This window comes from Kitasatospora sp. NPDC041988 (genome assembly GCF_055588525.1).
This window is the reverse complement of sequence record NZ_JBVJCO010000028.1, coordinates 47,121-64,891: the sequence shown is the minus strand read 5'-3', so window position 1 is coordinate 64,891 and position 17,771 is coordinate 47,121. Positions and strand designations below refer to the sequence as shown.

Below are 17,771 nucleotides of genomic sequence, written 5' to 3'. Positions count from 1 at the left end.
GCGAGCACGGCTGAGTACGGGCACGGCCGGGCCCAGCGGGGCTGGCCGGAGCACGGCGGGAACGCGGAGAGGGAAGCAGGGGAATGGCGCGGGACGGGCGGCGGATGCCGCCGCTGGAGGCAGGGCGCAGACCGGCCGGGTTGGCACTGATCGGCTGGCTGGACGACTTGCGGGCGCCGCGGCTGTGCCGGGTGGCGGGGCCGCCCGGGGCCGGCAAGTCGCACCTGCTGGCCTGGCTGGTCCGCGGCTGCACCACGGAGACGGTGCCGGGCGATCGGCGGATCCACGCCGTGCTGCCCGCCGCCGGGGCCACCGTCCGGACGGCCGTCTGGTCGCTGGGACGGCAGCTCGACCTGGTCGCGCACGCCCCGGGCCCGCTGATCGAGGCGATCGCGGCGGACGCCCGGCCGACCCTGGTCTGCGTCCCCGAGCTGGACGCGGCCGAGGACCCGGCCGGCCTGGTGACCGGGCTGCTCGACCCGCTGCTCCGGCTGCCCGGCGTGCGGCTGGTGGTCGAGGCGACGACCGGGGGCGCGGCGGCCGGCGCGTTCACCGCGGTGCCCGCGCCGGCGGTGCTGGACCTCGGCGATCCGCAGTGGACGGACCGGGCGCGGTTCGCGGAGTGGGCGGTGGCCCGGGGCGGCGACCCGGCCGCCTACCCGCTGCCCGGCCCGGCCCTCGGGACACCGGCCGCCCCGTCGGCGCCGGTGCCGCCGGAGATCCCGGCCGGTGGCGACCTGCGTGCCGCCGGCGAGGAGGCGCTGTCCGCGCTCTGGACGGCGGCCGCGGCCGGTGGCGACCCGGGCCCGCTGGCCGCCGACCCGCTGCTCTACGCGCTGGCCCGCCCCGTCCCGGTGACGGCGGCCGTCGAGCGTCGGGACGACGCGCTCGCCCGGGCCTGGCGCGCTGCCGGTCCGGCCGTGATCGAGGAGCCCGACCCGGCCGCCCGGGCCGCCGTGCTGCGGACCAGGCTGCTCGGCGGGGACGCCTCCGCCGCGGCCGCCGCATCCGCCCTCGCGCAGCTGCCCGCGCCCTGGTCCGGACGCTGGGCGCGCTGGGAGGGCGCCGACCGGGACTGGCCGGGCCCGGCCGTCGCGATCACCGCCGGGGCGGGGCCGTACCTGTCGCAGGTGCTGGTGGCCGATCCGACCGGCGCGGTGCGGACCTTCGACGCCGCCACCGGCCGCCGCGTCGGCGCCGTGGTGGTGCCGGCCCCGCGCCCGTTGCGGGGGCTGGCGGCGACGGCCGGCGGTTCCGTGGTGCTGCTCGACGCCTGGGGCCGGGCGGAGCTGGTGGTCCCGGCCGAACCGCGGCCGGGGCTGGAGCCGTACGGGCTGATGGCGGCGTTGGACGCGGTCCGCTCGGTGGCCGGCGGCACGACGCCGGCCGACGGCCCGGGCGCGGGCGGCGGCCTGAGCGCGGTGGCGGCGATCGGCGGGCTGGCCGACTCCGCGCCGGCGTTCGGCGACGAGGCCGGCGCCGTGCACTGGTACGCGGACGGCAAGGTGGTGAGCGAGCGGCTGCACCACGGGCCGGTCACCGCGCTGGCCGGTACCGCGCTGGGTGGCGGGCCGCTGTCCGATCCGGAGATCCCGCTGCTGGTGAGCGGCGGTTTCGACGGCGCCGTTCGGCTCTGGGGTCCGCGCTCGGCACCGATGCCCGAGCCGTCCGACCGGCGTGGCTGCCCGGTGACGGCGGTGGCAGCCGGGGCGACGGCGGCCGGCCCGGTGGTGGCCGCGGCCTGGTCCGACGGGCTGGTCCGGGTGCGCGACCTCGGCGCCGGCACGGTGCTGGACCTACGGACGGGCTCGGAGGTCTGGTCGCTGGCCCTGGCCGGGACGCTGCTGGTGCTGGGCATGCCGGACGGCCTCGCCGCGGTGGACACCCGGCACTGAACGCACGGGGCACCGGGGCGCGGGCCGCCGGGCCGGGGCGATCGGAAAGCAATTTTCCTTAGCGAGAGTAATGACGTAGGCTAAGGACATGCCCGAGATGTCCGAGCAGGACCTCGCAGCCGTCAGTCAGCTGCGGTCGTCCACCATGCGCCTCTCCCGTCGCCTGCGTCACCAGCGGGTCGAGGAGTCGCTCAGCCCTACCGAGATGGGGGTGCTGGGCACCCTCGCACGCTGCGGGAAGGCCACGCCGGGTGAGCTCGCCCGGAAGGAGCACGTCCAGCCGCCCTCCATGACCAGGATCGTCGCGATGCTGGAGGAGAAGGGCCTGGTGCGGCGGGAGCCGCACCCGGAGGACCGCCGGCAGGTGGTCGTCAGCAGTACCGAGCAGGCGGAGGTGATCCTCGCGGAGAGCCGTCGCCGGCGCAACGCCTGGCTCGCCGAGCTCGCCGAAGGGCTCGACGAGGAGGAGTGGGCCGTCCTCCGGGAGGCCGCGCCCGTGCTGTACAAGCTCGCACATCTCTGAGGCACGCCTGTTTCCGGTCAGCCGCCGGAGGACGAAGGAGAACCGCATCACCGCAGGACTGAGCACTGACACCAGGAGCGCGACGGCCCCCCGACGGGTCGTCGCGCCGCGAGGGGAGACCACCGTGACACCGCCGGCCGCAGCCAGCGCCGCCGCCATCCGTACCGACGAGCCGACCACCGACCCCGCCGCAGCCTCCGCCGCGGCCGCCGACGCCCAGGCACCCGCCCCCACGGGGCTGCCGGGCAACGGCGACGACGACCCCGACGAACGCACCGCGGCGGTAGACCCCGCCGCTCAAGGCCATGGCAACGCGGCCGCATCTCCCACAGGCGCCCGCTTCACCCGGCCCGGGGGGATGTTCTCCTCACTGCGCGTCCGCAACTACCGCTACTACTTCGCCGGCCAGGTGGTCTCCAACACCGGCACCTGGATGCAGCGGATCGCGCAGGACTGGCTGGTCCTCAGCCTCACCGGCAGCCCGTTGGCCGTCGGCATCACCACCGCCATGCAGTTCCTGCCGATGCTGCTGCTCGGCCTGTTCGGCGGCGTGCTCGCCGACCGGATGCCCAAGCGCCGGCTGCTGGTGTACACCCAGGGCGCGATGGGCCTGCTCGCCGCCGGCCTGGCCGTGCTGACCATCGGCGGTGTGGTGACGCCGTACTACGTGTACGCGTTCGCGCTGCTGCTCGGCCTGGTCACCGTGGTCGACAACCCGACCCGGCAGGCCTTCGTCTCCGAGATGGTCGGGCCGAAGGACCTCGCCAACGCGGTCAGCCTGAACGCCGCCAACTTCCAGACCGCCCGGCTGGTCGGCCCCGCCGTCGCGGGCCTGCTGATCGCCGCGGTCGGCAGTGGCTGGGCGTTCGCGGTGAACGCGCTCTCCTTCGCCGCCGTGATCGGCGGACTGCTCGCCATGCGGCAGAGCGAACTGCGCCCGACCGCGCCGATCGCCCGCGAGAAGGGGCAGTTGAGGGAGGGGCTGCGGTACGTGAAGGAGCGGCCCGAGCTGCTCTGGCCGATGGTGCTGGCCGGCTTCATCGGCACCTTCGGGTTCAACTTCCCGACGCTGCTCTCCGGTTTCGCCCACGACACCTTCAAGGTGGGCGCCGGGCAGTACGGCCTGCTGAACACCGCGATGGCGGTCGGCTCGCTGGCCGGCGCCCTGCTCGCGGCCCGCCGCGGCGCGCCCAGACTGCGCAGGCTGGTGGGGGCGGCGCTGGCCTTCGGGACGCTGGAGGTGGTGGCCGCCTTCGCGCCCGGCTTCTGGACCTTCGCGGTGCTGCTGACCCTGATCGGGGTGTTCGGGCTGAGCTTCAACACCTCGGTCAACTCCACGCTGCAGCTGGCCACCGACCCGGAGATGCGGGGCCGGGTGATGGGCCTGCTGGTGCTGGTCTTCACCGGCGGTACGCCGATCGGCGCGCCGGTCGTGGGTTGGGTGACGGCCTCGTACGGGCCCCGACTCGGGCTGCTGGCCTGCGGGTTGGTCTCGGCGCTGGCTGCCGGCACGATCGGCCTGGTGCTGGCCCGCAGCGCCGACCTGAAGGTCCGGGTCGACCTGCACCCGGGCCGCGGCGGACGGGTGGTGGCCTTCGTGCCGCGCGCCCGGACGGCCGTCAAGTCGGATCTGGCCGCCGCCTGCTGACTGATGGTCACACCCGGGCGGGCGCGACGGCCCGCCCGGGGAGGGTGGTCAGAGCCGGATCTCCAGGACCTGGCCGGGCCAGACGCCGTTCGGCTGCTCGACCTCGAAGGATTCGCTCTCGGTGAAGCCGAGCGCCCGGTACTGGCCGACCAGTCGGCGGTCGTCGCCGGCGTAGCAGTCCACCCGGACCAGGCCGATGCCGCGGCGGCGGGCCTCGTCCAGGGCGTCGGCGATCAGTGCGGCGCCGATGCCCGAGCCCTTCCGGGACCGGTCGGTGACCAGGTTGCGGATGTACAGCTCCCGCTCCTCGACGGCCGGGATGTACTGGCCGCGCTCCTCGGACACGACGCAGCAGCCGACGGTGCGGCCCTCGTCGTCCACCGCGAGCCGGATCAGGAACGGCTCGCCGGTGTACTTCCGGATGTGCTCGACCCTGGCCGGGCTGGTGCTGAAGGGCTGGTCGCCCCACTGGCCGGTGCGTCCGCGGGCGGCCAGCCAGGCGACCGCGCCGTCGAGCAGGGAAAGGATGTCGGCGACGTCGTCGGGGCCGCCGGTACGGATCTTCATGGAAAAAGTTCTAGCTCAAACAGCCGTGCGCGGGAAGATGAGCTCATGAGGCTCTTTGTGGCGGTGCTGCCGCCGGTCGAGGCGTTGCAGGGGCTTTCCGACGCGGTGGCGCCGGTGCGTGGCCTGCCGGGGGCGGACCGGCTGCGCTGGACGACGGTGGAGGGCTGGCACCTGACCCTGGCCTTCCTCGGTGAGGTGCCGGTCGAGCGGCTGCCGGAGCTGGAGGTCGGGCTGGCCGGGGTGGCGGAGGTGCACGCCGTCCACCGGCTGCGGTTCTCCGGGGCGGGGCGGTTCGGCGACCGGGTGCTCTGGGCCGGGGTGGAGGGCCAGACCTGGGCGCTGCGGCGGCTCGCCGAGGCGGTGAACGAGGCCACCGCCGACGTGATCGGCGAGGTGGACGCGTTCACCTTCCACCCGCACCTGACCCTGGCCCGGGCCGGCTCCTCGCGCGGCCACCGGAGGGCGGTGCAGCGGGTGGCGGCGGCGGAGCTGGACGCCCTGGCGCTGGCGCTCGGCGAGTACCGGGGGCCGGAGTGGGAGGCCGCCGAACTGCACCTGATGAAGAGCGAGCTGGACGGCGGCTTCGCGCACTACGAGACGGTCCGCTCCTGGCCGCTGGCCGACTGGAGCTAGGCCTGTCCGGCAAGACCGGCAAGACCGGCAAGACCGGCTGGACGGGGTCAGGGCCCGGGGGCGGTGCGCCGCACCCCGGGCCGTGACGCGTCAGCGGGTGTAGTAGCCCTGGACGTCGGCGACGAGGTCCAGGCTGCCGTGCGGGTTGTGGATGTCGATGTAGCCGTCGGCGCTGACCGGGACGATCGTCATGGCGGCGGTGTCCTGCCCGGCCGCGTAGTTCAGGTTGGAGGTCGACGGCAGCGGGTCGCCCGCCCGGAACGCGGTGAGGTGGCCGTCCTGGCCGGCGTTGGTGCCGGTCAGGTTGAGGACGACGGCGGCGACGTTCTCGGGGACGCCGTCGAGGCCGGTGACCTTCACCCGGGTGGTGGAGCCGGGGCCGGACGGGCCCTGCGCCGCGCCGAGTCCGATGCGGGTGTCGAGCACCCGGGTCGGGTTCGCCGGGACGAACAGGCCGCTGTTGCCGGCGTCGCCGCTGAGGCCGTGGCCCTCGAACTTGCCGATGTAGTCGACCACCAGGTGGGTCGCGCCCGCGTTGACGTAGAGCGCGAGGCCGTCGCGCGAGGCGAAGGCGTAGGAGATGTTGGTGACCGTCTGGCCCGCGGCGAAGTTGACGTCGGAGGTCCGCCACGGGGCCTGCCCGCCCGGGTAGACGGTGAGGTGGGAGTCCTCGGTCGGCTCCGTGACGGTGGCCTGGATCACCGGGTCGCCGCCGCCGGGCACCACGGAGGAGACGTCCAGGTTGAAGACGTCGTTGTCGCCGCCGGTGAGCTTGCCCGGGTGGTTGCCGATGGTGGTGCGGGTGTCCAGCAGGCGGGTGGGCCGGCCGAGGGCGAAGGTGGCGCCCGGGTAGCCGTTGGCGCCCTTGGCGGTGTAGAAGCCCTGAAGGTCGGCCACCAGGTGCACGGTGCCGACGTGGTTGTAGAGGTCGACCACACCGTCGGCGCCGACCTGCACCGTCACCCGGTTGGTGGTGACGTGGCGGGCCGGGGAGGTGTTGAGGTTGGACACCGTGGGGAGCGGCCGGTCATCGGGGAAGGCGGTGATGAAGCTCTCGTCGGTCGCGTCGACGGCGGTCACGTTCATGACCACGGCGGTGGGCGTGGCGCCGCTGCTCAGCCCGAGGAGCTTCTTGATGTCGAGCTTGACGACGCCGTCGGCGCCGATCTTGCCGCCGGGCGCACCGTTGCCCACCCGGGTGTCCAGGATGCGGTAGTTCGACACCGGGAACCAGGTGCTGTCGGGGCCGACCTGGCTGGTGTCCGCAGCCGCGGCGACGGTGGCCGAGGGCAGGATGGTGCCGGCTGCGAGAACGAGGGCGGCGACGGCCGCTGCGCGCGAAGTGCGCATTGAAGGGTCCCCCTGATGTGAAGATCATATGATCGCGGGGGGCATCGTAGCGGTAGTCGTCGGCTTGCGGTCAACGGGATAAGTCCCGGGCGGCAACGGCCGGTTCGGTCAGGGCCAGATCCGCATCGCGGCGTCGGCGACCAGCTCCAGCTCGGCCCGGCTCGCGCCGTCGCGGGCGCGCTGGGACATGCCCTGTATCACGGTGGCGGTGAACTGGGCCAGCGCCGCCGGGTCGGCGTCGGCGGGCTCGTGGCCGGCCGCGATGTCGGCGCGGATGAGGGACTCCAGCGCACGGACGTTGGCGTTGCGCAGCTCCCGTACGGCCCCCGTGACCTCGGGCGAGGTGCAGTTCACCGTCGAGCTGACCACCAGGCACCCCCAGGGGTGGTCCGGGTCGGTGCCCTGGGCGGCCGCCTCGCGAAGCATCCGGGCGACGCCGGCCCGGGCGGTGGGCTCCTCGGCCAGCGCGCGGGGAGCGTACGCGCCGTGGGTCTCCCGGTAGCGGGCGACGACCTCCTCGAAGAGTGCCCGCTTGTCGCCGAAGGCCGCGTAGAGGCTGGGCGGGCGGATGCCCATGGCGGTGGTGAGGTCGGCGACCGAGGTCGCCTCGTAGCCGCGCTCCCAGAAGAGCCGCAGTGCCTGCTCCAGGGCGGCCTCGCGGTCGAAGGAGCGCGGGCGCCCGCGCTGGGGGGTGCTCGTCGCGGGCGTGGTCGCCGGGGTCGTCGCCATGCGGAGATTCTATATCGAGCACTACAGAACGCGTGCTACGGTTCCATTCATTAGCGACCGCTACAGAAATGAGGGGGCGTGGCCATGGGCGCGCTTGCGGGAAAGACGGCACTGGTGACGGGCGGCAGCCGGGGGATCGGGCGGGGCATCGCCGAGCGGCTGGGGCGGGACGGCGCGCTGGTCGGCGTCCACTACGCCACCAACGCGGCGGCGGCCGAGGAGGTCGTCAAGGCTATCGAGCAGGCCGGCGGGCGGGCCTTCGCGGTCGGCGCCGAGCTGGGCATCCCCGGCGACGCCCAGGCGCTCTGGGCGGCCTTCGACGCGGGCCTCGCGGCGGCCGGCGGCGGCGAGGGCCTGGACATCCTGGTGAACAACGCCGGGATCGGTGTGTTCAAGCGGATCCACGAGGTGACCGACGCCGACTTCGACCGGGTCTTCGCGGTGAACGCCAAGGCGCCGTTCTTCGTCGTCCAGCAGGGCCTGGGCCGGCTTCGGGACGGCGGCCGGGTCGTCAACGTGTCCTCCGGCGTCACCCGGGTGGCGTTCCCCACGGCGGTTTCGTACGCGATGACGAAGGGTGCGCTGAACACCCTGACGCTGACCCTGGCCGAGGAGCTCGGCCCGCGCGGGATCACCGTCAACGCGGTGCTGCCGGGCGTCGTCGCCACCGACATCAACCCCTGGCTGGAGGACCCGGCGGCGCGCGCCCGGGTGGCCGCCTACTCGGCCTTCGACCGGGTCGGCGAGGCGGCCGACGTGGCGGACATCGTGGCCTTCCTGGCCTCCGACGACTCCCGCTGGGTCACCGGGCAGAACCTCGACGCCAGTGGCGGGTCCAACCTCGGCGTCTAGGCCCGGCCGGGGCACGGGTACGCTCGTTGACCGTGGATCCCAAGACTCGTATGCGTATCGTGACCGGCGCCCTGGTGCTGCTGCTGGCCGTCGTCGTGATCGGCTCCCTGGTCAGCAGGTAGCCCCTGGACAGCAGAAGGGCCACCGCCCGCAGGCGGTGGCCCTCACGCGTGTGTCAGACCGGTCAGAGCTGCTCGACCACGTAGTCGACGCAGGCGGTGAGCGCCTCGACGTCCGCCGGGTCGATCGCCGGGAACATCGCGATGCGCAGCTGGTTGCGGCCGAGCTTGCGGTACGGCTCGGTGTCGACGATGCCGTTGGCACGCAGTGCCTTGGCGACGGCGGCGGCGTCCACCGAGTCGTCGAAGTCGATCGTGCCGACCACCTGCGAACGCTCGGCCGGGTTCGCCACGAACGGGTTGGCGAACGCGGACTTCTCGGCCCAGCCGTACAGGCGGGACGAGGAATCAGCCGTACGGGCGACGGCCCAGTCGAGCCCGCCGTTGCCGTTCAGCCACTCCAGCTGGTCGGCGAGGAGGAACAGGGTGGCGATCGACGGGGTGTTGTACGTCTGGTCCTTCGACGAGTTGTCGATGGCCGTCGGCAGGTCGAAGAACGGCGGGATGTAGCGGCCGGAGCCGGCGATCTCGGCGGCGCGCTCCAGGGCGGCCGGGGAGAAGGCCGCCAGCCAGAGCCCGCCCTCGGAGGCGAAGGACTTCTGCGGGGCGAAGTAGTAGACGTCCGTCTCGGTGATGTCGACCGGCAGGCCGCCGGCGCCCGAGGTGGCGTCCACCAGGACGAGCGAGCCCTGGTCGGCGCCGGCCGGGCGCCTGATCGGCATCGCGACGCCGGTGGAGGTCTCGTTGTGGGTGAGTCCGTAGACGTCCACGCCGGCCTCGGCGACCGGCAGCGGGTGGGTGCCCGGGGCGGTCTTGATCACGGTCGGCTCGGCCAGCCACGGGGCGGCCTTCACCGAGGAGGCGAACTTGGACGAGAACTCGCCGAAGTCGAGGTGCTGGGACTTCTCCCGCACCAGGCCGAAGGCCGCGATGTCCCAGAAGGCGGTGGAGCCGCCGTTGCCGAGCACCACCTCGTACCCCTCGGGGAGGGAGAAGAGGCTGCTCACGCCCTCGCGCACACGCTTGACCAGGTTCTTCACCGGGGCCTGGCGGTGGGAGGTGCCGAGCAGGGAGGTCTCGGTCGCGGCGAGGGCACTCAGGGCCTCGGGGCGCACCTTGGACGGACCGCAGCCGAAACGGCCGTCTGCGGGCTTGATGTCAGCGGGGATCTGGATCTGAGCCACGCGCGCAGCCTACCGGCCGGGCCCGCCGCGGTGTGCCGTGAGTCCGCCCGCTGAGATGTGATCTTCACGGCTCCCGACGGCGGAAAAAGCGGGCCCGGCACGAGGCCGGACCCGCTGTTCAGCAGGGGGTTTGTCAGCGCGCGATGGCCTCGTAGCCCTCGATGTCGCGCGGGCTGCGCGGGCCGGGGCCGATGTAGCGCGCGGCGGGGCGCACGAGCCGGCCCGTGCGCTTCTGCTCCAGGATGTGCGCCGACCAGCCGGCGGTCCGGGCACAGGTGAACATCGAGGTGAACATGTGCGCCGGGACCTCCGCGAAGTCCAGCATGATGGCGGCCCAGAACTCGACGTTGGTGGCCAGCACGCGGTCGGGGCGGCGGTTGTGCAGCTCCTCCAGCGCGGCCTTCTCCAGCGCCTCGGCGACCTCGAAGCGCGGCGCGCCGAGCTCCTTGGCGGTGCGGCGCAGCACGCGGGCGCGCGGGTCCTCGGCGCGGTAGACGCGGTGGCCGAAGCCCATCAGGCGCTCGCCCTTGTCGAGGGCGTTCTTCACCCAGGCGGTGGCGTCGCCGGTGCGCTCGATCTCCTCGATCATGCCGAGCACGCGCGACGGCGCGCCGCCGTGCAGCGGGCCGGACATCGCGCCGACGGCGCCGGAGAGCGCGGCCGCGACGTCGGCGCCGGTGGAGGCGATGACGCGGGCGGTGAAGGTGGAGGCGTTCATGCCGTGCTCGGCGGCGGACGTCCAGTAGGCGTCGATGGCCTTGACGTGCTTCGGGTCCGGCTCGCCCCGCCAGCGGATCATGAAGCGCTCGACGACGGTCTCGGCCTTGTCGATCTCGCTCTGCGGGACCATCGGCAGGCCCTGGCCGCGGGCGGACTGGGCGACGTAGGAGAGCGCCATCACGGCGGCGCGGGCGAGGTCGTCGCGGGCCTGCTCGGCGGAGATGTCCAGCAGCGGCTTGAGGCCCCAGACCGGGGCGAGCATGGCGAGGGCGGACTGCACGTCGACGCGGATGTCACCGGAGTGGACCGGGATCGGGAACGGCTCGGCGGCCGGCAGGCCGGGGTTGAACTTGCCGTCCACCAGCAGGCCCCAGACGTGGCCGAAGGAGACGTTTCCGACCAGGTCGTCGATGTCGACGCCTCGGTACCGCAGTGCGCCGCCTTCACGGTCGGGTTCGGCGATCTCGCTCTCGAACGCGACGACTCCCTCAAGCCCGGGTACGAAGTCGGACATGCGACGGCTCCTTCAGTTCTGCGATCGGCGGGCCGCCGTGGTGGGGCGGCACACCAGTGACCGAATGGTGGTTGGCACTCGGTGCCATCCTCACAGGCACAGAGTGCATTGCGCCATACACCACCATGGTGATGTTGCCCGTGGGCCCGCTTGACTTTTTGCCCGGAGGCCGGTCGTGCCAGGGAAATCTCCGGAACGAAACCCCAGGGTCCGGACAATTCACCGTAGGCCGGGCGGTCAAGCGGTGGCGAGTCACCTTATCTCCCACCGGGGTTTGTCCGGAGGTAGCGGTGCCGGTTGCTTGTCGTACGGGATGATGTTGACGTGCAGACCCCGGAAAGCGCCCAGCCGACGCCCCTGAGCCCCGTCTCCCGGAACCTGGCCGAAGAGGTTCGGCCCGGGCCGGATGTCACGGTGATGCGGACGCACTACAGCCATGAGGGCCTGGTCGAGGAGAAGCTCGCCGCCGAACCCGTCGCCCAGTTCACCCGCTGGTTCCACGAGGCGGACGACGCCGGGCTGGCGGAGCCCAACGCGATGGTGCTCTCCACCGCCGACGCCCAGGGGCGGCCGAGCTCGCGGACCGTCCTGCTGAAGGGCTTCGACGTGCGCGGCTTCGTCTTCTTCACCAACTACGGCTCGCGCAAGGGTACCGAGCTGGCCGCCAACCCCTATGCGGCGCTGCTCTTCCCGTGGATCGCGCTGGCCCGCCAGGTGATCGTCCAGGGCCGGGTGGAGAAGGTCGGCCGGGACGAGACCGCCGCCTACTTCCGCACCCGCCCGCACGGCTCGCAGCTCGGCGCCTGGGCCAGCGAGCAGTCCAGCCCGGTCGGCAGCCGCGAGGTGCTGGAGCAGCGGTACGCGGAGCTGGAGCGGCGCTACCCGGAGGGCGAGGGGGTGCCGGTGCCGCCGTTCTGGGGCGGGTACCGGGTGGTACCGGAGAGCGTGGAGTTCTGGCAGGGCCGGGAGAACCGGCTGCACGACCGGCTGCGCTACCTGGCCGACCCGTCGGCCCCGGCCGGCTGGCTGGTGGAGCGCCTCTGTCCGTGAGCGCGGCGCCGACGGGCGCGGCGGGTCCGGGCGGCGCGGCGGGTCCGGGCGGCGCGGCGGGCCGTGCGCCCCGCCGTGCGCTCCCGCGTGAACCGTCCGCCCTCCGACGCGATCTGATCGGGCGTCACCTTCGGCGGTAGCGTGGAGCAAAGGCCCCGGCCGCGGGCCGGAGCCACCACTCCTCCCGAGAGGGTGAGGCAATCGATGAGTGACACCGCCACCCCCACCGCGGCACTCGATCCGGGTGACGGCGCCGAGCGCCCGACGCTCGGTCAACTCGCCGAACAGGCAACCGCCTACGTCGGTGAGCTGGTGCACCGGGCGGGCGTGGACGAGGATCGGCCCGGCGCCCTGCCGGTGGCCCGCTTCCAGTCCGCGGTCTGACTGTCCGGCCCGCGTACCGCTCCCTGGGGCGCCACGCCTGCGGCGTGACCGCCCCGTGACGGAACCGAGCGAAAGCCGAGCCGGGATCTTCCCCAATCCCGGCTCCCCATCACCCCAACTCCCAGGTAGCGTATGCCGAGTTCGGCGACCGGCCCGGGGGGTGCTGCAAGTGCGGCCGTACTTCTTCTTCAGCTATGCGCGGCGGGACCACCAGGCCGGCGGCGCCTTCGTCGACCAGTTCTTCAGCGACCTCCGGGATGAGCTGGCCCGGATCGAGCCCGCGGCCGGCCCGGGCGAACTCGCCTACCGGGACACCGAACGGCTGCGCGTCGGCGACGACTGGGAGCAGCAGCTCTCCCGGATGCTCGCGGTCAGCCGCACCCTGGTGGCGCTCTACTCCCCGGCCTACTTCGCCAGCCCGTACTGCGGCAAGGAGTGGACGGCCTTCGACGGCCGGATGCGCCGGCATCAGGAGCTGACCGGCGAGGCGGTGCCGGCCCTGATCCCGGTGGTCTGGGAGCCGCCCCCGGCCGACCTGCCGGCCGAGGTGCTGCGGATCCAGTACAGCCAGCACGACCTGGGCGCGGCGTACGTCACCGGCGGGCTGCGCGACCTGCTGCGGGCCGACCCGCACGGGCCCGACTACCGCCGGGTGGTCCGGGCCATCGCCGAGCGGGTGCGGGAGGCGGCCTGCCTGCCGTTGACCGAGCTGCCCCACCTCGACCTGGGCCGGGTGGACGGCTGCTTCCCGGTGCCGGACGCCGCGCCGCCGCCGGGGCGCAGCGGGATGGTCCGGATCTTCGTCGCCGCCGGACGCGCCGAGGCCCGCCGCGCCACCCCCACCGAGGACCGGCCGGCGGCCGGTCCGGCGCCGGGGCAGGACGAGGGCCGGTACCGGGGCGGCTGGTACGGGGACCGGCCCAGGGACTGGGCGCCCTACCACCCGCCGCGGCTGCCCCCGCTGGTGGTGCAGGCCCAGCAGGCGATCACCCGGGCCGGGCACAGCACCACGCTGGACGAGATCGGCCCGGGGCTCTCCGCCGGCCTGGACCGCGCCCGCGAGAACAACGAGGTCAGCGTCCTGCTGGTGGACCCGTGGGCGGTCGGCGCCGAGCCCTACCGGCAGGCACTGCACGATTTCGACGACCAGAACCACCCCGTCACCGGCGTACTGGTGCCGACCGGCACCGACGACCCGCCCGAGGGAGCGGCGCGCACCCGGCTCTGGGGGGGAGTGCGGGACGTGTTCCCGCGCAACTGGCTGCACAGGTCCGGACCGGAGCCGCTTTTTAGAGTCCGCATCCAGCGGGAACGCTTCGAAAGTGAGCTGCTACGCACCGTTACGGTTGCCCAGAACAAATTGTTAGACGAGGCGGACGAAGCCGATCCGGTTCTGGCCAGGGCCACGTTCGGCCTCGGCCCCGGAGCCGCGGCCATGCCCGGACTGACCATCCCGGCCTGGCCGCCGGCCGCGTCCCCTGGTGCAGCCCTGCCCCCGGCACCCCGGGAGCCCCGTGAAGGAGACGCCGTACGATGACCGCCGACCAGGTCGCCCTGGCGGACGCCGAGTCCGCCGCCCTGTCGACACCCGGGACCGGATCGGTCGTCACGTTCTACTCGTACAAGGGCGGCACCGGCCGCACCATGGCGCTGGCCAACGTCGGCTGGATCCTCGCCAGCCAGGGCCTGCGCGTCCTGGTCGTCGACTGGGACCTTGAGGCGCCCGGCCTGCACCGGTACTACCACCCGCTGCTGATCGACCCCGAACTCCACGCCACCGACGGCCTGATCGACCTGCTGCGGGCCTACGTCGAGCAGGCCCTGCCCGGCCCCGGCGACGCCGCCGCGGCGGCCCCCCGGCAGTGGCTGGCCGAACCCGGCCGGCTCGACCGCTACCTCTGCGGCCTCGCGCTCGACCTGCCCGCCGGCGGGCGGCTCGACCTGATGCCGGCCGGCCGGCAGAACGCCGCCTACTCGGCCGCCGTGACCAGCTTCAACTGGCGCAGCTTCTACACCCGCGCCGACATCCGGGGCGCCGAGTTCCTGTACGCGCTGCGCGAGCAGTGGACCGTCGCCTACGACTACGTGCTGATCGACAGCCGCACCGGGGTCAGTGACACCTCGGGCATCTGCACCGTGCTGATGCCCGACACCGTGGTGGACTGCTTCACCCTCGGCGCCCAGAGCATCCGCGGCGGCGTGGACGCGGCCCGCGCCATCGTGGACGCCGACGAGCGCGACATCCGGGTGCTGCCCGTCCCGATGCGGGTCGAGGACGCCGAGCGGGCCGGCCTGGCCGCCGGGCGCGACCTCGCCCACGACGCCTTCGCCCCGTACCTGGACCGCTGGCTGAGCGCCGAACGCCGGGCCGACTACTGGCGGGACGTCGAAGTCCCGTACAAGCCGTTCTACGCCTACGAGGAGGTGCCGGCCACCGTCGTCGACCGGCCGCAGCAGGGCCGCAGCCTGCTCGGCGCGTTCGAACGGCTGGCGGCCTGGCTCACCGACGGCCGGGTCCGCGCGCTGCGGCCCGTCCCCGACCGCGCCCGCCGCCGGCTGTACGCGGCGTACCTGCGCACCGGCCGCACCCGCTCCCGCCAGGTGTACGTCAGCTACGCGCCCGGGGACCGGATCTGGGCCGAGTGGGCCGCCGCCGTCCTGGCCGGCTTCGGCTACCTCGCCTCACTGCACAGCGCCGCCGCGGCGCTGGACGCCGGACCACCGGGCGACAGCGCCCTGCCCGAGGCCGCCGGCCCGTTGGACGGCGACGGCCGGGTGCTGGTGCTGCTCTCGCCCGAGTACGCGGCGCTGCCCCGCGGCCGGGAGATCTGGCGCCGACTCACCTCCGCCGAGCCGGACGGCGGGTCGGCGGGCCTGCTGGCGCTCGCCCTGGCGGCGCCGGGCGAGTGGCTGCCCGAGCCGTTCGCCGGCCACCGGCTGCCCGAGCTGGCCCGCGGCTCCGCCGAGCCGGCCGAGACCCAGCTCTTCGAGCTGCTCGGCCCGCCGCCCGGCGCCGGCCGCTGGCTGGAGGCCGACGAGGAGGCCCCGCCCGCCCCCGCCCGCTTCCCGGCCGGCCGGCCCGGCGTGGAGAACCCGCCGCCCCGGCTGCCCACCTTCACCGGCCGGGGCCGGCTGCTGGAGACCCTGCGGGACGGCTTCACCCTCGGCCCGGCGGCCGAGCCGGTGCAGGTCCTGTACGGCATGGGCGGGGTCGGCAAGTCGCAGACCGCCGTGGAGTACGCCCACCGGTTCGCGCCCGCGTACGAGGCGGTCTGGTGGGTGCCGGCCGAGGAGCCGGCCGGCATCCCGCAGCGGCTCGCCGAACTCGCCCCCGGGCTCGGCCTGGAGAGCGGCGACGACGTGGCCCGGACGGCCCGCGCCGTGCTGGCCGCGCTCGGCCGGGGCCGGCCGTACCGGCGCTGGCTGCTGGTCTTCGACAACGCGGAGGACCCGGAGCAGCTCGCCCCCTGGCTGCCGGCCGGCTCCGCCGACGGGCACGTCCTGGTCACCTCGCGCGACCGGCGCTGGGCCCGGCACCGCGGCCGCACCGAGGTCGAGGTGTTCGACCGGGCGGAGAGCGTCGAGCTGGTCCGCCGCTTCAACGCCGGGGTCGGCGCCGCCGACGCCGACCGGATCGCCGAACTCCTCGGCGACCTGCCGCTCGCCGTCGGCCAGGCCGCCGCCTGGCTGCACGAGACCCCGATGCCGGCCGCCACCTACGCCGAACTGCTGGACGAGACACTCACGGACATCCTCGACCGGTCGGTCCAGGCGGAGGCCGAGTACTCGACCGTCACCGCGGCCACCTGGCGGATCGCCGGCGCCGACCTGCGGCGGATCAACGCCCCCGCCGCCCGACTGCTGGAGGTCTGCGGCTTCCTCGGCCCGGACGCCATCCCGATCCGGCTGCTCTACAGCGCGCCCGTGATCGAGGCCGTCGGCCTGCCCCCGGGCACCCCGGACGGCCGGCTCGCGGTGGGCGAGATCCTGCGCACCGTCAACCAGTTCAACCTGGCCCGCTACGACCAGGCCGGCGGGACGCTGAGCGTGCACCGGATCACCCAGGCGCTGCTGCGCGACCAGGTCGCCGAGGCCGACCGGGCCCGGGTGCGGGCCGTCGTGCACCGCGCGCTCACGCTCGCCGACCCGGGCGACCCGGACGTCCCGGCGAACTGGCCGCAGTACGCCGAACTGCTGCCCCACCTCTGGCCGTCCGGCGCCGCCGGGTCCACCGACCCGGCCGTCCGGCGGTGGATCGTCGGCTCGGTCCGCTACCTGTGGCAGCGCAGCCTGCACGACGCAGCGCGCGACCTCGCCGAGCGGGTCCTCGCCCACTGGCAGGAGGAGGGCCCGGACGGGACCGGGCACGACGCGGGGAACGACGTCCCGACCCTGCTGCTGCGCGTCGAACTCGGCAACGTCCAGCGCCTCCAGGGCCTCGCGGGGGAGGCGTACGAGACCGACCGGGACGTACTGGCCCGGCTCACCGCCGCCCTCGGGCCGGACTACCCGAACACCATCGCCGTCGCCAACAGCCTCGGCGGCGACCTGCGCCACCTCGGCCGCTACGAGGAGGCCCGGGCGCTCGACCGGGAGACCCTCGCCACCGCGGTGCGGGTGCTCGGGCCGGACCACCCGCGCACCCTGATGAGCGGCAACAACCTGGCCGTGTCCCAGTTCCTCTGCGGTGACTTCGCGGAGGCGGTCCACGGGCACCGGGAGGTCCTGCGGCGCCAGCGCGCGACGCTCGGCGCCGACAGCCCCTACACGCTCTCCTCGGCCGCCAACCTCGCCCGCGACCTGGGCGAGGCCGGCCGACCCCAGGAGGCACTGGACCTCCTGGAGGCCACCGTGCGCGGCTACGCGGGGCTGTACGGCGAGGACCACCACGGCCTGCTGCGGGTCCGCGGCTACCTCGGCGCCGCACTGCGCCGGCTCGGCCGGTACGAGGAGGCGCTCGCCAACGACGAGGACGTCCACCGGCGGCTGCTCGACGGGCACGGCGCCGACCACCCCGGCACCGCGGCCGCCGCCGCCAACCTGGCCGGCTCGCTGGCCGCGCTGGGCGACACCGGGCGGGCCGTTCCGCCGGCCGAGGACGCGTACCGGTACTACCGCACCCACCTCGGCGCGCAGCACCCCACCACGCTGACCACGGCCGGGAACCTCGCCGGTCTGCTCCGCCGAGCCGGCCGCACCGCCGAGGCCCGGGAGCTCTCCGGCGAGGCCCTGGCCGGCCTGCGCGCGGTCCTTGGCGACCGCCACCCGTACGTCGGCATCGCCCTGCTCAACCACGCCAACGGGCTTGCCACCGGCGGCGATCCGGCGGCGGCGCTCCCGCTGGAGGAGGAGGCCCTCGCACTGCTGGCCGGGCGGCTCGGCGCGGACCACCCGGACGCCCTGGCGGCCGCGTCCAACCTCGCGCTCACCCTCGCCGCGATCGGCGACCACGAGCGGGCGGCCCGGACGGCGGCCGAGGCCCTCGCCCGGGCCCGGGGGACGCTGGGCGAGGGCCACCCGGTCACGGTGGCGATCCGGGAGGGGGTGCGCTTGGACCGCGACATCGAGCAGCCCCCGGTGTGAGCCCGGCACCGCCACCCGTG

At 74.5% G+C, this 17,771-nt stretch carries 14 protein-coding genes; 9 read left to right on the top strand and 5 right to left on the bottom strand.

What is annotated here, in order from left to right; genetic code table 11:
• The first annotated feature begins 83 nt into the window (after positions 1 to 83).
• The 3 genes from ACZ6NC_RS26125 (at position 84) to ACZ6NC_RS26115 (ending at position 4,066) form a co-directional block, all read left to right on the top strand.
• The gene (locus ACZ6NC_RS26125) at positions 84 to 1,895 is read left to right on the top strand and encodes a hypothetical protein (RefSeq protein WP_465736194.1); all 1,812 of its coding nucleotides are present in this window, start codon (positions 84 to 86) and stop codon (positions 1,893 to 1,895) included.
• Positions 1,896 to 1,983: 88 nt separating this feature from the next.
• The gene (locus tag ACZ6NC_RS26120) at positions 1,984 to 2,418 is read left to right on the top strand and encodes a MarR family winged helix-turn-helix transcriptional regulator (RefSeq protein WP_396324415.1); all 435 of its coding nucleotides are present in this window, start codon (positions 1,984 to 1,986) and stop codon (positions 2,416 to 2,418) included.
• Positions 2,419 to 2,542: 124 nt separating this feature from the next.
• Positions 2,543 to 4,066 (top strand): MFS transporter, encoded by a 1,524-nt coding sequence (locus ACZ6NC_RS26115; protein WP_465736193.1) that lies wholly within the window; start codon positions 2,543 to 2,545, stop codon positions 4,064 to 4,066.
• A 48-nt stretch (positions 4,067 to 4,114) separates the two neighbouring features.
• On the opposite strand, the gene ACZ6NC_RS26110 is transcribed toward ACZ6NC_RS26115, so the two are convergent.
• Complete coding sequence (locus ACZ6NC_RS26110) at positions 4,115 to 4,633, bottom strand: GNAT family N-acetyltransferase (RefSeq protein WP_465736192.1); 519 nt, start codon at positions 4,631 to 4,633, stop codon at positions 4,115 to 4,117.
• Positions 4,634 to 4,678: 45 nt separating this feature from the next.
• Here ACZ6NC_RS26110 and thpR point away from each other — a divergent pair, with 45 nt between their 5' ends.
• Positions 4,679 to 5,266: an RNA 2',3'-cyclic phosphodiesterase gene (thpR, locus tag ACZ6NC_RS26105; protein ID WP_465736191.1), complete on the top strand. Its 588-nt coding sequence runs from the start codon at positions 4,679 to 4,681 to the stop codon at positions 5,264 to 5,266.
• Between the two features lie 90 nt (positions 5,267 to 5,356).
• On the opposite strand, the gene ACZ6NC_RS26100 is transcribed toward thpR, so the two are convergent.
• Positions 5,357 to 6,616 (bottom strand): hypothetical protein, encoded by a 1,260-nt coding sequence (locus tag ACZ6NC_RS26100; RefSeq protein WP_465736190.1) that lies wholly within the window; start codon positions 6,614 to 6,616, stop codon positions 5,357 to 5,359.
• A 108-nt stretch (positions 6,617 to 6,724) separates the two neighbouring features.
• Positions 6,725 to 7,345: a TetR/AcrR family transcriptional regulator gene (locus tag ACZ6NC_RS26095; protein ID WP_465736189.1), complete on the bottom strand. Its 621-nt coding sequence runs from the start codon at positions 7,343 to 7,345 to the stop codon at positions 6,725 to 6,727.
• An 84-nt stretch (positions 7,346 to 7,429) separates the two neighbouring features.
• On the opposite strand from ACZ6NC_RS26095, the gene ACZ6NC_RS26090 reads away from it, so the two are divergent.
• Positions 7,430 to 8,197, top strand: a complete 768-nt coding sequence (locus ACZ6NC_RS26090) for an SDR family oxidoreductase (protein WP_465736188.1) — start codon at positions 7,430 to 7,432, stop codon at positions 8,195 to 8,197.
• A gap of 184 nt (positions 8,198 to 8,381) precedes the next feature.
• Here ACZ6NC_RS26090 and serC read toward each other — a convergent pair whose 3' ends face one another.
• Together serC and ACZ6NC_RS26080 are read right to left on the bottom strand one after the other, a co-directional pair.
• On the bottom strand, positions 8,382 to 9,500 hold the full coding sequence (serC, locus tag ACZ6NC_RS26085; protein WP_465736187.1) for a phosphoserine transaminase: 1,119 nt from the start codon (positions 9,498 to 9,500) through the stop codon (positions 8,382 to 8,384).
• A 133-nt stretch (positions 9,501 to 9,633) separates the two neighbouring features.
• On the bottom strand, positions 9,634 to 10,734 hold the full coding sequence (locus tag ACZ6NC_RS26080; RefSeq protein WP_465736186.1) for a citrate synthase 2: 1,101 nt from the start codon (positions 10,732 to 10,734) through the stop codon (positions 9,634 to 9,636).
• A 417-nt stretch (positions 10,735 to 11,151) separates the two neighbouring features.
• On the opposite strand from ACZ6NC_RS26080, the gene pdxH reads away from it, so the two are divergent.
• From pdxH to fxsT, 4 genes are all read left to right on the top strand, one after another.
• Complete coding sequence (gene pdxH / locus ACZ6NC_RS26075; RefSeq protein WP_465736259.1) at positions 11,152 to 11,784, top strand: pyridoxamine 5'-phosphate oxidase; 633 nt, start codon at positions 11,152 to 11,154, stop codon at positions 11,782 to 11,784.
• A 204-nt stretch (positions 11,785 to 11,988) separates the two neighbouring features.
• Positions 11,989 to 12,168, top strand: coding sequence for a hypothetical protein (locus tag ACZ6NC_RS26070; RefSeq protein WP_465736185.1), 180 nt, complete (start codon positions 11,989 to 11,991; stop codon positions 12,166 to 12,168).
• A 169-nt stretch (positions 12,169 to 12,337) separates the two neighbouring features.
• Entirely contained in the window at positions 12,338 to 13,705 is a 1,368-nt protein-coding gene (locus ACZ6NC_RS26065; protein WP_465736184.1) for a TIR-like protein FxsC, read from the top strand.
• Positions 13,702 to 17,751 (top strand): FxSxx-COOH system tetratricopeptide repeat protein, encoded by a 4,050-nt coding sequence (gene fxsT / locus ACZ6NC_RS26060; protein ID WP_465736183.1) that lies wholly within the window; start codon positions 13,702 to 13,704, stop codon positions 17,749 to 17,751. The genes ACZ6NC_RS26065 and fxsT overlap by 4 nt, the downstream gene beginning before the upstream one ends.
• Positions 17,752 to 17,771: the final 20 nt, after the last annotated feature.

Excerpts from the sequence above, each read along its gene's own strand:
- ACZ6NC_RS26125 (WP_465736194.1), top strand. The coding sequence starts at position 84 with ATGGCGCGGGACGGGCGGCGGATGCCGCCGCTGGAGGCAGGGCGCAGA.
- ACZ6NC_RS26120 (WP_396324415.1), top strand. The coding sequence starts at position 1,984 with ATGCCCGAGATGTCCGAGCAGGACCTCGCAGCCGTCAGTCAGCTGCGG.
- ACZ6NC_RS26110 (WP_465736192.1), bottom strand. The coding sequence starts at position 4,633 with ATGAAGATCCGTACCGGCGGCCCCGACGACGTCGCCGACATCCTTTCC.
- thpR (WP_465736191.1), top strand. The coding sequence starts at position 4,679 with ATGAGGCTCTTTGTGGCGGTGCTGCCGCCGGTCGAGGCGTTGCAGGGG.
- ACZ6NC_RS26100 (WP_465736190.1), bottom strand. The coding sequence starts at position 6,616 with ATGCGCACTTCGCGCGCAGCGGCCGTCGCCGCCCTCGTTCTCGCAGCC.
- ACZ6NC_RS26095 (WP_465736189.1), bottom strand. The coding sequence starts at position 7,345 with ATGGCGACGACCCCGGCGACCACGCCCGCGACGAGCACCCCCCAGCGC.
- ACZ6NC_RS26090 (WP_465736188.1), top strand. The coding sequence starts at position 7,430 with ATGGGCGCGCTTGCGGGAAAGACGGCACTGGTGACGGGCGGCAGCCGG.
- ACZ6NC_RS26080 (WP_465736186.1), bottom strand. The coding sequence starts at position 10,734 with ATGTCCGACTTCGTACCCGGGCTTGAGGGAGTCGTCGCGTTCGAGAGC.
- pdxH (WP_465736259.1), top strand. The coding sequence starts at position 11,152 with ATGCGGACGCACTACAGCCATGAGGGCCTGGTCGAGGAGAAGCTCGCC.
- ACZ6NC_RS26070 (WP_465736185.1), top strand. The coding sequence starts at position 11,989 with ATGAGTGACACCGCCACCCCCACCGCGGCACTCGATCCGGGTGACGGC.
- fxsT (WP_465736183.1), top strand. The coding sequence starts at position 13,702 with ATGACCGCCGACCAGGTCGCCCTGGCGGACGCCGAGTCCGCCGCCCTG.